This window comes from Priestia megaterium (assembly GCF_046599315.1).
GTDB classification, from domain to species: domain Bacteria; phylum Bacillota; class Bacilli; order Bacillales; family Bacillaceae_H; genus Priestia; species Priestia megaterium_F.
Window position 1 is genome coordinate 86,995 of sequence record NZ_JBKIKC010000009.1, and the last position, 12,715, is coordinate 99,709.

The following is a 12,715-nucleotide window of genomic DNA, read 5'->3' on the forward strand; positions in this document are numbered from 1 at the left end:
TTGGAAGAATATACATACATTTATATTAGATAAAGAAGGGGCAATTATGATGAACAAACGTAATACAATCATTATCACGGTTGTTTCATCTATTCTGTTATCAGCTTGTCAGCAAGAAGAAACATTAAAAGAGGGAAATACAATGATAGTAGAAAAAGATGCAAAAAAAGTACTAAATGAACCAAAAACACAGGTAGAAAGTATTCAATCAATTGATTTGAATAAAGAAGCAATGAGCGGGAAATTTATTACAGCTTGGATGACCGATTATTTTTCAGCATTCGAAAAAGCAGTTGATCAAAACTCTTTTGATGATATAAAGGCTTTTTTGAAAGTGGACAGTTCTTTTTATAAAGAGCAGAACCTTCTTGTTGAAAATTTTACACGACAAGGCATCGAGCAGAAGAAGCAAACGTTTCATATTGTTAATTGGTATGAAGAACCTAACCATGTGTTCAAAATACAAACCCATGAGGAAAGCGTATTGAAGCAGCCAGGTAAAGATTCTTATACTAAAGCTTGTGACCGTCTTTATACTGCCGTTTATCAAAACGATACGTTAAAGTTATCGAGTGTAGAACCATTTGATTTTTCATCTAAACCAAATGCAAGCACTGAAACTCCCACTACACAAACAACAGATTTACACGACTACGATGGAAAATGGACCACTGGCAATGATAACGGATCTCCTATTATTCAATTTCTTGCTACATCCAACTCGGAAGCAACAATTAAAATAAATTCGTACCAGCCACCTAGCAAAATCCGCGTATCAACCGTTGAACAAAAAAATATTCGCTTTAAAAATAACCAAGCCGCTATTAACTATGAAAATGATGGACAAGGAAATAAAGGGACAATTGTCATTACGCTCAAAGAAAACTCCATTTCATTACTTGCTAAAACAGATCAAAATAAAAAGGCAAAGTGGGGAATTCCAAGCGGTGATTATGTGCTCGATACGTTTGAGAATTAAAGATCATTTAAAAGACATACTAAATTCGGCATGGAGGAGGACACCTTATGCATAAAAAATGGACGATCTCGTTCGTTCTACTGCTACTAATGGTTTTGACAGCCTGTGAAGAAAAAGAAACAGTTAAGTTATCCAAACCAACTGAACCTTCCTCAGATGAAGTGATCCCAAAAGATCAAGCTAAGTCATCTCTTCAGCCAGAACCTGTATCAGAAAAAAAAGCAGAAAAAACTGCGGTTGAGACGATGAATAAAATTTCAAGTACCTATAAAGAATTAGGGGAAGAGTATGAATGGGAAAATGAATCTAACCCTGCTGATTATGAAACGCTAAAAAAAGCGCTAACGCCATACGCGACATCGTCTTTAATTGCAACAAAGTTAAAAAGTATCTCTACTAACTATTACTGTAAAGAATGCAATATGAGCTTTTTCCCTGATGTAAATCACGTTATTCGATTTGAACTTATTAACAATCATGCTGGGCAATTTTCCGTGTCGGCCATTGAGCCAATTAGTAAGGAAGGAAGCGGCGGACTAACCATTTACATGAATTTTAAATACGTAAATAAGCACTGGAAATTAAATGAATGGGATGAAGTCACCTATCATCAAAAATATCTCAATATTACGGCCGATGAATATATCGAATACGTAAAGTCAATTAATCCTTCTAGCGATATTTCATACCAAGGCGAAACCACCCGTACAAATGAAAAAGGGGAAAAAGAAGAAATTTTGGTTTTCAAAGAGAACAATACAAAGTATGCCATCAGCAAAATCAGTTCTCAGCGCATCGACGATTTTAAAGAAAATGAAAAAGAAAAAGAAGAGAAGGAAGAAAAAGATTTTAATTTAAAAAACATCCAAAAAGTTGATCAAGAAACCGCAGATATTTTTATTGAACATTATTTGAAGAGTTTAACAAAGTCTATTAACATGAATAAATTTGAACACGTACAGCCTTATATCGAGCGAGACAGCGTCTTATGGAATGATCAAAAGCAGCTTGTGAAAATGCTGTATGAAAGAGACATTCGAGAAGAACTCGTTGATTATTCGGTATTAGACGTTGAACCTGTGAGTGAAGAAGAAGCTGAAGTGGTCTACACAATTCGAACAAAAGAAGTTATTTCAATTACAACGAACGGTCAAAGTCAAGAAAAAGAATATTATCGAACGTATACCGTTTCCTACAATAATAAACAGCTGCACCTGACTAAAATTGAATCGCTTTAAAAAACATCACGCAGAGCGTGATGTTTTTTATTTACAGATAGCACAAAAGAGGTTCGCAGGCTATTAAGATAATTCCTTCCGATCATCAGCTTTAGGTAATTTTTCTATCCATCCTTTTTTGATCATTATTCGTCCAAAAGAAGAGATGGTTTTTAAATCCCTTAAAATAGAAGCATCGCAATGTCCGGCTACATCTATTCTCATACTAGTTATCATAGCCGCAGCATAATAGGTAGTAGCTAAATGAAACAAAAATCCTGCATGAAACACCATTAGTTTATCGGAAAAAGGAGCTACGTCTGAATTTGTAATTTCAGCATCCAACAAGCGCGGAGACTGCAGACTTTCTTCTTGAAGCAATGAAGAAAAAACGTTTATATTTTTACTGGCTGTGTGCAGACATTCATCCATAAAGCTATGGATATCTTTATCTTTGGTTACCTGTTTAAAGCCATTCACAAGCGCTTTAGCTGCAATACTCTTTTTTAAATTAAAATAAATATTTCCAGCTTCCATTGAGTTCAACTGTCTTTTATCTCCGAATAGGTCCATAATATATCCCCATTCTGTAATCGATTGACCTCTTTCCGTTTTAGAAAAATAGGGAGATCGCTGATAAATGCCTTTCGATATAAGAATTTCAATAGATTTATTATAAAGATCCATTGCATCAATATTGCATTGGTAATAATGGTCGCGTATATCTTTTCTTGCTGAAACACTAAAAGATATACTATATCCAGCTAACCCATGCATGGTCATTTCGTGTATATATACTAACCAAAAGGTGTCCGTAAACAAAGGAGGAGCATCTAGGTTTACATCTTTATTAGTAAAACCAATAGGCAAATCTAATTTTTCAGCTTTGAAGATATCTCTAAGTACATGTAAATGCTTTTCAGCTAATTCTAAAGTGAATTCAAAAAGAGAATAAACCTCGGGATCTTTAACCTTTACTAACACATATTTGCTAATACAAACGGACATGGTGTCCTGAATGTATTGTGTCCATAAACTTGTAATTTCTGAAGACGTCAATCTAATTTTCTGATTATCCAAAATCGGAACCTCCAATTATCACCTAAACTTTTAATAGTATCTCCAAAATATTACTCTTTAACACAGAACAAAATCCTTTACTTAACTAACGCAAGATAACTCTTCCTTATCAAGCGTTTATATGATAAAGTAAAGAAATAAGCGAAAAATAGCATTCATTTTACATATAATGGATACAAATAATAAAACGTTTTAAAAAAACGGCTGTTCAAATTGAGTTTATAGAGGTTTTTCAAAACTTTTGATGGTATTTATCACGAATGAAGAAAAGTTCATTAAATTTAATTCTGATTCATTTAAAGACCATGTCTTCCTTTTTGATCATAAGGAGGGATAAAATGGAAGAATTTGAAGTATCACCTGCGAAAAATTCATTTCGCCAGCTAAAAGAACAGTGGGAAGAAGCAGAGCTGTTGGATGAAGATAACAACTTGAATTTAAAGCACGTTTCAGATGAAGAATTTATTCAGCTCTTTTTTTCAATACGCATTATCAAAAAATCACTTTCTCCTCATACGATAAGATCTTACAACCAAGATATGAAAACTATCTTGTCTTTTTTCTATAAACGAGAGATCACATTAAAATCGATTGGGTTTATGGAAGTCAAATTATTTAATGGCGAAATGATTAATCAATATGCAAACCGCACCGCTGCAAGAAAACTAGAATTTTTTAGAAGAATGCTAGATTTTGGACATGCTACACATTTTTATCCTTCACTGTATACCACGTGGATTGAAAAACCTTCTATTGCAAAAGGGCATTACAGTGATAAGGAAAAACAAAATCGTACCGAATATCGAGAGCTAACTGACCGCGAAGCGCAAGTGATTGTAAATGCGTTAGAATCAGTCGTGCGCATTCGTGAGCACGAAAAAGAATTTAAAGCACGGAATCGCTTAATGGGAATGCTTTTGTATATGAGTGGGATGCGTTCAAGTGAACTGCTGGGCTTAAATTGGGGAAGCTTCCGCAAAGATCGCCGCGGAAATCTTGTTGTAGATGTGATTGGTAAAGGGAAAAAAGAACGAACTATTCCCGTTTTTGATGATGTAAAAGAAACGCTTTTCATTTACCGGCAAGCTTTAAATGAAAGTACTGAACTAAGTCCTTTTAATACTGAACCACTTTTTTACTCCATTAAAGAGTACTATCGTACGGGCGAAAAGAAGCGATTGTCCTATACAACGTTGTATCGAACAATTAAGTCAGCTGTTTATAAAGTAAAAGGAAATGCGTCAATATCTCCTCACTGGTTTCGTCATACCTTCATTACAAACAGCTTAGCCAATGATGTTCCGCTTGCGGTTGTAAAGCAAGTGGTAGGGCATTCTTCCATTGCTACAACAAACGTTTATCTTGAAAAACTTCAGGAGGATACCGTATACGATGCTTTTCGAAAATCAGGCTATCGCTAATTACTTATAACATTTTTATGTAAACTAAAAAAACATATATTTTACTACTTATACGTATGAAATAAGTTGTATAAATGAATAAGTTACTTTCCTTACAATATAATGGTAGAAAGTCAATAAAGGAGGGAGCTATCTATGACGGCTAAACATCCGCTTCACTACCATTTTGGAGAAGTAACGGAGCTTTTTCATTACATATATGAAGTTTGTGAAACAGCAGGTATTTATATTGACTGGAGCGGAACAGCTCAAACCGTTCAGCTATACCGAAGCAAAGAGTCTTTTTTATCGGGAGAACGCTATATTGGAGCGATTCAGTATGAAGGAAGCAATCAATTTCAAAAAAGATGGCCTTCTACTGTCAGTTTGAGATTTCGACGTGCGAACTTATCGTTTATTTTAAAATATTGTTTAGAACAAATTGAAGACTATCGCAAAGACACGAACAAAGAACCCTTTATTAATCCAAATGCAGAATCCATCGCTTTTAAATTTACCTCTTTAACAGATGAAGCAAAACAAGTGATTTCAAAAATTAAAGAAGTATTGTGCATTGCTAACTACGTGTAAAACCCCACAGAATAATATGATCTGTGGGGTTTTGGGTATTTAGCATAGGTCTTCTGCGTCTTGAAGTAATTGTTCGGCGCGGTATTCAAGTTTTCGTAAAATGTCAGTATAAATACTTACTTGTTGCTCGTTTAATTCGGATGTTAATTCGAAAAACAATTGTTCTACAGCAGGTGTCACTTCTATTTTTAAACGCAGGCCTTCTTCTGTTATTTGAATAAAAAACGAGCGGCGATCTTCTGGATTTCTGATACGTTGAATCCAATTTTGTTTTTCTAGTAAATCTAAAATTTTAGTCATCGTCGCTTGATCTTTATCTGCTCGCTCAGCTAATTGTTTCTGCGTACTATATTCAGCTTCTGATACGCGTTTTAAAACGGTCCACTGTTCTGGCGTAATTCCAAAAGGGCGCAAGCGTGCAGCAACTACTCTGCTTAAGCGCTTACTTGTCCGAACTGTGGGAATGCCGAATATTTCTTCTAACGATTCCATATAAAACCTCCTGCATACATACATGCTGTGATTATATCAGCTGTTGTTATTTCTGTAAATTTGTTTGTAAAAGCGACGCCTTTATAAAAATAAATTTACAGAATAAAATGCAAATATACTAGACTTATTGTGTGTATCCTTGTAATCTAGTGTAAGAATAGTTAAACTTTTTCAAAAACAGTAGGGGGTACACACATCCATGATTAAAGCGGTATTTTTCGACTTAGATGACACGCTACTTTGGGATCAAAAAAGCGTAAAAGAAGCATTTGTTGCAACATGTACATATGCAAGTGAGAAATATAATGTAAAGCCTGAAGAACTAGAAGAAGAAGTGCGTAGAGAAGCAAGAGAATTATATGCGTCGTATGAAACATATGAATTCACGCAAATGATTGGCATTAATCCATTTGAAGGATTATGGGGAAATTTTTTAGACGATCATGATGACTTCCGCAAAATGAAAGATATTGTTCCTACGTATCGCAAAGAAGCATGGACTCGAGGCCTTCGTGCACTAGGAATTCACGATGATGCTTTTGGAGCGGAACTAGCCGAGCGTTTTCCGTTAGAGCGCCGTAAAACACCTTTTGTATATGAAGAAACGTTTGAGGTGCTTGATCAATTAAAAGGGAAGTACAAGCTGTTATTGTTAACAAACGGTTCACCTGACTTACAAAATACCAAATTAGATATTACATCAGAACTAGTTCCATATTTTGATGAGATTGTAATATCAGGTGCATTTGGCCGAGGGAAGCCTGATCCATCTATTTTCGACCACGCTTTATCACTTATGGATTTAAAGAAAGATGAAGCAATTATGGTTGGGGATAATTTAATGACAGATATATTGGGTTCTTCTCGTGTTGGAATGAAATCTGTATGGATTAATCGTCACAATAAAGAGCGAAATGAAGTCATCCCTACTTATGAAATTACACATTTAAGTGAATTGCATTCGATTCTCGATAAACTAAATTCGTAATGCGAACAAACAAAAAAAGAGACGGAAATCGTCTCTTTTTTTGTTGTAGAAAGAACAAACTATACTACAACCATCAGCTGAAAAAAAGGAACATAGAAGGGAAGATGAGCAAACGATAGTCTAGTCAAGTTCAAAAAGAACGTGTATCATTGTAATTGTCGGTAACAAAAGATGGACATAAAATACGGATGAAAAAATTAGGAGAAAGGAAAAGGCGCGCACATCACACCAAAGACATATGAATTATAATAATACAAAGACAAATACTGAATTCAGTAATAAAAAAATAAACATGCATTTAAATAGAAAACTATCAGCGGCTATTATAGCTGCGTTTCTTTTTGCTTTGCTTTTTTGTTTTATGCCAGGTATAAAAGAGTCCATTCCCAATTTTTCTGTTAAACAAAGCAGCTCGCATTTCATCGATTTATTTCCTTTATACCTTTTATTTTTTACACCATTCTTTTTAATAATGGGGACGTTAGGCACGGTTATTGTTGATTTATTAGTCAGTGCTTTTGTAAAAGAACGTAGTAAAAAAATTGATTTTGTCATGTCATTTATATTCCATGCCATTTTTGGATTTTTAATGTTTGAATTCGGAATGATGGGAGTTATTCTTATTTTTATTGTTGATCGCATTCTTTCAATCCGTAAAGAAAACTACTCCTATTTCTATCCATTGGGTTACTTAGTGCTATGGGCTATTATTGGAACTCTCGTTTATTTCATTTTTACTATCATTTAAAAAAAGAGACCCTAAAAAGTTAGATACAGTCTAACAATTGCGGTCTCTTTTTTGCTTTTTCTTCTTAAAAACACTGTTTGAGTAAGTTGTTTGGTTAACTATGCGAAAGTTTGGTAAATCAAAAAGATATTTAAACAAATGACTAATGCAGCAATTACCCAAGCTATAGCAGTTGTTGCTCTATGATTGACCAGTCCGCCCATGATTTTTTTACTGCTTGTAAACATGATAAGAGGAACAAGCGCAAATGCAATTCCAAACGATAAAATGACTTGACTGACAACTAATGCACTAGTTGGATTCACGCCAAGCCCGATAATCAAAAGCGGCGGAATAATTGTAATAAAACGGCGAAGATATAAAGGAATTCTCCGTTTAATAAATCCTTGCATGATGACATCTCCAGACATCGTTCCGACCGAAGAGCTTGAAAGGCCTGAAGATAATAAACCGACCCCGAACGCAATAGCTGCAAAAGGACCGATTAAATGTTCAAATTGTGTAAAAGCCAGGTCCAAATCTTGAACGTTTAGTCCGTTTTTAAAAAATAGAGCGGCTGCGACAATCAGCATGCTGGCATTAATTGCACCAGCAATAATCATCGCAATAACAATATCAATAAATTCAAAGCGGAAAATCGCTTTTTTCTCCGCTTCTGTAGATCCTACCACGCGGCGCTGCGTAAGAGCGGAGTGCAAATAAATCGCGTGTGGCATAACTGTAGCACCTAAAATTCCCGAAGCTAATAGGACGCTGTCTGTTCCGTGAAACTGAGGAACAAATAATCCATGGACAACACTTGCTCCGTCTGGATGTGCAAGAAACATTTGGGTCCCAAATGCTAATACCACAATAAAAACCATCGCCGCAATAGCCGCTTCTAGCAGTCGAACACCTCGTCTTTGCAATTCTAAAATAGCAAAGGAACCTACCGCTGCAATAAGTGCAGCTGGGAACAAAGGAATATGAAATAATAAATAAATTCCAAGAGCAGCTCCAATAAATTCCGCTAAATCCGTCGCCATAATAACTAATTCCCCTTGTATCCAAAGCCCAAAAGAAACGAACGACGGGAAGTGTTCTTGCGCTATCTCAGGTAAATTCAAGCCCGTTGCAATACCTAATTTAGCTGATAACGATTGAATTAAAACAGCCATTAAGTTAGAAATTAATACAACCCAAAGCAGCATGTAACCGTATTGAGATCCTGCTGCGATGTTAGTGGCAAAATTCCCCGGATCAATATAGGCAACCGCAGCGATAAAAGCAGGGCCTAAGAAGGGTAATAATCGCTTGAGTCCCTTTGTTTTACCCGACAATACGTCTTGAGCACTTAGCTGCATAGCTGATAATATTTTACTGCCGTTTTGTTCTTTCATGTCTAGTGCTCCTTTCCTTGATGAACAATAAATAGCCCGAGCTAATTTTTTTACATGAAGTATAAAATGTTTCCTTAATGCAAATTATATGCTAGTAAATGTTCTTTTGACAATAAAAAAGTTTGATAAAAAATATAGGCTATTTCCACACGTTCTTTATCCCGTTTGGCACAATTCTTTAAATGCACAGCCATGACAGGAAGCGGGTTTATCAGCTTGAGGAAAATGTTCAAGCGGAAGAGGCTGGTTTACCTCTGATTGTTCCAAAAAAGTTTTCATATAATCAATGCTCGTATCGATTTGCCGAAGAATTGCTTCAATTTCGTGAAGGGTAAGCTGATACGTACGCGAGCTGCTTGAAAGCAAGTGTTCGTTCCGGACTTTTATTCGATCAACGGAAATATTATATTCAGCTAGCACGTAGAGGGCGTATATCGCCAGTTGAAACAAATCATCTTTTGTTTGTTTACTTGTCTTCCAATCAACAATCGTAAATTCTCCTGTGGTTGGATGTTTAAAAAGAGAATGAAAAGGAGCATATACTTTATGATCATACACATTTATGGAACGAAACGACTGCTGAGACTCTACTTCTAAGAAAGGTGAAGATAGCATGTCGCAAAACGATTTACTTTGTAAAAAGTGATGCACACAAATTTGTACCCGTTTTTGCATGTCTTTAAGATCTTTTTTAGAAATATATCCATTTTCGTAGAACTCTAAAAGCATCTTATACTGAGCGGGCTTATGATACCAAAGCTCTCCGTAATCACTAGAATCACGCAGTGCGTTATTTAGTAGTTGCTGCACTTTCTCTACTAAGTCCCGCTCATCCGGGACAAGATGTGTAGATGTATAGTCAGAAATAGCCTCTGTAATCACTTGACGAACGGCTTGTCCTGCATACATAGACAGAGTAGAAACCTTTTTTAACCGATAGGCTCTTTGAGACCGTTCGGAAGCACCGTCAAGCCATCCGTTATGTGAGACATAATAGTGATATGCATACTTTCGTTTACACTGTGTGATCATTTTATGCCTAGAGTATGACCACGAAAATTCAGGAAAATCAGTGATTCGAAACAAGCTATTCACATCCTTTTTCAAAAACTGCGCATAGGCTGGTCTATTAGTGTATTCGTACAGCGGTTAAAATAGACTAATAATGTAGAGAGTGAATAGCTACGCATGCATATTATTTTGTGGATTCTCTGGAAATATGTATAAATAGAAAAAACTATTTAAAAATTGATTGCTTTTTTTTATCGCTAATGTTATATTAATAAAGCGATGAGCTAATTTGTGTAAGTCGAAGGACATGCTTTCGAGCTAAACGTGTGAATGTGGTCACACGGTCCCCGCCACAAACGCATCAAAGACGTCCTGCGTGGGCGTCTTTTTCATTTTATAAAAAAGAGAGCAAATTGCTCTCTTTTTTTGTGGGATTATTTTCATCTCTTTAATAACTTTCGACACTTTTATTTACTACAGCCAAACTTAAACATGTAAAAACTTACTGTATTTGCACATTTGCCGCATATTGCATTGTTCCTCTTGTAGAGTTGATCACAATATCAACAACGTACAAACCTTGATTTTTAGGAAGTTTAAATTCATTGTTTTTGACAAACAGCTTACTTTTTTCACCGTTGTTTTTCCATATATGTACACTCACACCTCGAATATAAGCGCCGTCTAAGTTGGAAAAATGAAGCTTAACCAATTGTTGCTGTTTCAATGGGATACTTTTTTGTTGCGATATGTATGTATATAAATCATATACATTTATTTCTTTTTTGGTTGTCGAACGGCCATTTGACCAGTTAATAGAACCTTTATGGAGGTGATAGGTATGTTCGTTTACCGTAAACTCAGCTTCAGGTTTCTTTTGGCCATATTCTTCCTCTAGAAAGAGAGTGCTGTTCTTAAGTAAAAATAAGAAGCAAACAATAATAGTTCCTAGACCGCTTAAGACATATACACCACATTTTGTGGGTTGTACTTTCATAATAAATTCCTTTCACAGATCAATAATTAAGGAGAATATGTACATAAAATTTCCACTTTTTTATTTTAAACGATTACACGTAAAATTACATTTATTGCTTTCTTTCTTCTTGTAAAATAGGCTAATAGTCACATTTTTTATATAAAATGTCTCTATAGATGAAATTTATACCTATTAAAAAGGAAGATAAATGGAAATAAAAAGAGGAAATCTAAAAATTTTACAGAAGTTGATAAGTGATTTAAAATTATACAGAGGAAAAAATCATTTCAAAAAAAAGAGAAAATAGTAGGTTTTTTGTTCTACTTCCGTTTCTTAAAAAGTGGTATTTTTCGTAAGAAACTGTAAAGCTATATTTTATAGAGGTGAACCAATACATATATAAGGGACACAGAAAAAGGGGGATCAGCATGCAAATTAGAGAATTAGAGTTACATGATGCTGCAAACTTTGTAGATTTGCTTAAACAAATTGAAGAAGAAAGTAAGTTTATGCTGTTTGAAAGCGGAGAGCGAAAGCTGAGCACAGATCAACAGGAGAAAAACATTGAAATCTTTAAGCAGCAACCGAACTCTACTATTATTGTAGCGGAAGAAAACGAGATGCTTGTGGGGTATATAGCTGCAACAGGAGGCGAAGCGAACCGAAACGCTCACATCGCTTCTTTGACATTAGGTATTCGAAGAACGTTTCAAAATCAAGGGATTGGGACAGCTTTAATCAGTGCGCTTGAAGAATGGGCGAGAGAACAACATATTCACCGTCTTGAGCTTACAGTTGCTGTACAGCATGAGAAGGCTCTTTCTTTGTATGATAAAGTAGGATTTGAAATTGAAGGAACTAAAAAACATTCACTGCGAATTGGCGGTTTGTTCATTGATGAGTACTATATGTCTAAATTACTCAACTAAAAAAGAAACGACGTTTAAAGACGCCGTTTCTTTTTTTAACTTCCTCTGTAAATTTGGTATCCCCACGGTGACACAAGCAAAGGAATGTGATAGTGTTCTTGTTCGGAAGATAATCCAACTCGAACAGAAACGTGATTTAAAAAGGGAGGATGTGTTGATTGAACTTCTTGCTTTTTATAATATTCTCCAATATGAAAGAGAAGTTCATAATCTCCTGACTCAAACGCTTCAGAAGAGAAGAGCGGGTTTGCTAACCTACCGTCTTCATTTGTAGTACCATCTGAAAGCTTTATTCGTTTACTTTCTGACTGGATATGATAAAAATCAACTTTGACAAAAGCAGCCGGACATCCGTGGGTAAGATCTAAAATATGCGTTGTAATTTTAGTCATGCTCGTTTTTTTGCCTCCTTATCTTCAATAACTTTATCCGTTAAACGAAAGAAAGCAATTTTATATACTTCTTCTAATGCTGTATCAAACTCCGCTTGTTCGGTATTTAGTAAGCGGTTTTGCATTGCCTTGTAGATATCTTCTTTTTGTTTACCTCGTACTGCCAAAATAAAAGGAAAAGGAAACTTCTCCATATACGTTTGATTAAGGGAAGAAAACTGTTCATACTCATCTTGCGTTAAGTTTTGTAAGCCTGCTTTAGTTTGTTCTGCAGTAGAAGCAGATGTCATAGCGATATTTGCACCTAGATTTGGATGGGCCTGCAGCAGCTCAAGCTGTTTTTCTGCAGATGCTTGTGCTACAATTTCTTTCATCTTTTCATGAAGTTGTTCAACGGAGGAGAAGGGACGCTTTGGATAAACTTCTTCTGCAACCCAAGCTGAATGTTCAAATATATCACCAACTAGCGAGACGAAATGCTGCTTGCTAAGCTGATTTATATACTGTATAGATACATTATTCATACTAAA

The 12,715-nt window shown here is 35.4% G+C and carries 14 protein-coding genes; 7 read left to right on the forward strand and 7 right to left on the reverse strand.

What is annotated here, in order from left to right:
• Nucleotides 1–49 precede the first annotated feature (49 nt).
• Nucleotides 50–979, forward strand: a complete 930-nt coding sequence (locus tag ACLHDF_RS22085) for a TcaA NTF2-like domain-containing protein (protein ID WP_413920755.1) — start codon at nt 50–52, stop codon at nt 977–979.
• 47 nt (nt 980–1,026) lie between these two features.
• A complete protein-coding gene (locus tag ACLHDF_RS22090; RefSeq protein WP_413920756.1) occupies nt 1,027–2,217 on the forward strand; it encodes a TcaA NTF2-like domain-containing protein in 1,191 nt (396 codons plus the stop codon).
• Between the two features lie 63 nt (nt 2,218–2,280).
• On the opposite strand, the gene ACLHDF_RS22095 is transcribed toward ACLHDF_RS22090, so the two are convergent.
• Nucleotides 2,281–3,276 carry a DUF3231 family protein gene (locus ACLHDF_RS22095; protein ID WP_413920757.1) on the reverse strand — a complete coding sequence of 332 codons (996 nt, stop codon included), beginning with the start codon at nt 3,274–3,276 and terminating at the stop codon, nt 2,281–2,283.
• Nucleotides 3,277–3,614: 338 nt separating this feature from the next.
• Here ACLHDF_RS22095 and ACLHDF_RS22100 point away from each other — a divergent pair, with 338 nt between their 5' ends.
• Both ACLHDF_RS22100 and ACLHDF_RS22105 read left to right on the forward strand, forming a co-directional pair.
• Nucleotides 3,615–4,697 (forward strand): tyrosine-type recombinase/integrase, encoded by a 1,083-nt coding sequence (locus ACLHDF_RS22100; RefSeq protein ID WP_413920758.1) that lies wholly within the window; start codon nt 3,615–3,617, stop codon nt 4,695–4,697.
• A 135-nt stretch (nt 4,698–4,832) separates the two neighbouring features.
• Complete coding sequence (locus ACLHDF_RS22105) at nt 4,833–5,267, forward strand: hypothetical protein (protein WP_413920759.1); 435 nt, start codon at nt 4,833–4,835, stop codon at nt 5,265–5,267.
• A gap of 39 nt (nt 5,268–5,306) precedes the next feature.
• On the opposite strand, the gene ACLHDF_RS22110 is transcribed toward ACLHDF_RS22105, so the two are convergent.
• Nucleotides 5,307–5,759 carry a MarR family winged helix-turn-helix transcriptional regulator gene (locus ACLHDF_RS22110; protein ID WP_413920760.1) on the reverse strand — a complete coding sequence of 151 codons (453 nt, stop codon included), beginning with the start codon at nt 5,757–5,759 and terminating at the stop codon, nt 5,307–5,309.
• Nucleotides 5,760–5,958: 199 nt separating this feature from the next.
• On the opposite strand from ACLHDF_RS22110, the gene ACLHDF_RS22115 reads away from it, so the two are divergent.
• Together ACLHDF_RS22115 and ACLHDF_RS22120 are read left to right on the forward strand one after the other, a co-directional pair.
• A complete protein-coding gene (locus ACLHDF_RS22115) occupies nt 5,959–6,747 on the forward strand; it encodes an HAD family hydrolase (protein ID WP_413920761.1) in 789 nt (262 codons plus the stop codon).
• A gap of 292 nt (nt 6,748–7,039) precedes the next feature.
• Nucleotides 7,040–7,495 carry a hypothetical protein gene (locus ACLHDF_RS22120; RefSeq protein ID WP_413920762.1) on the forward strand — a complete coding sequence of 152 codons (456 nt, stop codon included), beginning with the start codon at nt 7,040–7,042 and terminating at the stop codon, nt 7,493–7,495.
• 98 nt (nt 7,496–7,593) lie between these two features.
• Here the strand turns inward: ACLHDF_RS22120 and ACLHDF_RS22125 are convergent, their stop codons facing one another.
• The 3 genes from ACLHDF_RS22125 to ACLHDF_RS22135 all read right to left on the reverse strand — a co-directional run bounded on the left by ACLHDF_RS22125 (nt 7,594) and on the right by ACLHDF_RS22135 (nt 10,882).
• Nucleotides 7,594–8,874: an Nramp family divalent metal transporter gene (locus ACLHDF_RS22125; RefSeq protein WP_413920763.1), complete on the reverse strand. Its 1,281-nt coding sequence runs from the start codon at nt 8,872–8,874 to the stop codon at nt 7,594–7,596.
• 156 nt (nt 8,875–9,030) lie between these two features.
• Complete coding sequence (locus tag ACLHDF_RS22130; RefSeq protein ID WP_413920764.1) at nt 9,031–9,960, reverse strand: PD-(D/E)XK nuclease family protein; 930 nt, start codon at nt 9,958–9,960, stop codon at nt 9,031–9,033.
• Nucleotides 9,961–10,387: 427 nt separating this feature from the next.
• Nucleotides 10,388–10,882, reverse strand: a complete 495-nt coding sequence (locus tag ACLHDF_RS22135) for a hypothetical protein (RefSeq protein WP_413920765.1) — start codon at nt 10,880–10,882, stop codon at nt 10,388–10,390.
• 410 nt (nt 10,883–11,292) lie between these two features.
• Between ACLHDF_RS22135 and ACLHDF_RS22140 the strand changes: the two genes are divergently transcribed.
• Nucleotides 11,293–11,793, forward strand: coding sequence for an N-acetyltransferase family protein (locus tag ACLHDF_RS22140; protein ID WP_413920766.1), 501 nt, complete (start codon nt 11,293–11,295; stop codon nt 11,791–11,793).
• Nucleotides 11,794–11,828: 35 nt separating this feature from the next.
• Here ACLHDF_RS22140 and uraH read toward each other — a convergent pair whose 3' ends face one another.
• On the reverse strand, nt 11,829–12,185 hold the full coding sequence (uraH, locus tag ACLHDF_RS22145; RefSeq protein WP_413920767.1) for a hydroxyisourate hydrolase: 357 nt from the start codon (nt 12,183–12,185) through the stop codon (nt 11,829–11,831).
• The gene (gene uraD, locus ACLHDF_RS22150; protein ID WP_413920768.1) at nt 12,182–12,709 is read right to left on the reverse strand and encodes a 2-oxo-4-hydroxy-4-carboxy-5-ureidoimidazoline decarboxylase; all 528 of its coding nucleotides are present in this window, start codon (nt 12,707–12,709) and stop codon (nt 12,182–12,184) included. The genes uraH and uraD overlap by 4 nt, the downstream gene beginning before the upstream one ends.
• Between the last annotated feature and the right edge of the window lie 6 nt (nt 12,710–12,715).

Coding starts and splice junctions, on each gene's coding strand:
- uraD (WP_413920768.1), bottom strand. CDS start 12,709: ATGAATAATGTATCTATACAGTATATAAATCAGCTTAGCAAGCAGCAT.
- ACLHDF_RS22120 (WP_413920762.1), top strand. CDS start 7,040: ATGCATTTAAATAGAAAACTATCAGCGGCTATTATAGCTGCGTTTCTT.
- ACLHDF_RS22090 (WP_413920756.1), top strand. CDS start 1,027: ATGCATAAAAAATGGACGATCTCGTTCGTTCTACTGCTACTAATGGTT.
- ACLHDF_RS22115 (WP_413920761.1), top strand. CDS start 5,959: ATGATTAAAGCGGTATTTTTCGACTTAGATGACACGCTACTTTGGGAT.
- ACLHDF_RS22140 (WP_413920766.1), top strand. CDS start 11,293: ATGCAAATTAGAGAATTAGAGTTACATGATGCTGCAAACTTTGTAGAT.
- ACLHDF_RS22110 (WP_413920760.1), bottom strand. CDS start 5,759: ATGGAATCGTTAGAAGAAATATTCGGCATTCCCACAGTTCGGACAAGT.
- ACLHDF_RS22085 (WP_413920755.1), top strand. CDS start 50: ATGAACAAACGTAATACAATCATTATCACGGTTGTTTCATCTATTCTG.
- ACLHDF_RS22105 (WP_413920759.1), top strand. CDS start 4,833: ATGACGGCTAAACATCCGCTTCACTACCATTTTGGAGAAGTAACGGAG.
- uraH (WP_413920767.1), bottom strand. CDS start 12,185: ATGACTAAAATTACAACGCATATTTTAGATCTTACCCACGGATGTCCG.
- ACLHDF_RS22125 (WP_413920763.1), bottom strand. CDS start 8,874: ATGAAAGAACAAAACGGCAGTAAAATATTATCAGCTATGCAGCTAAGT.
- ACLHDF_RS22100 (WP_413920758.1), top strand. CDS start 3,615: ATGGAAGAATTTGAAGTATCACCTGCGAAAAATTCATTTCGCCAGCTA.
- ACLHDF_RS22135 (WP_413920765.1), bottom strand. CDS start 10,882: ATGAAAGTACAACCCACAAAATGTGGTGTATATGTCTTAAGCGGTCTA.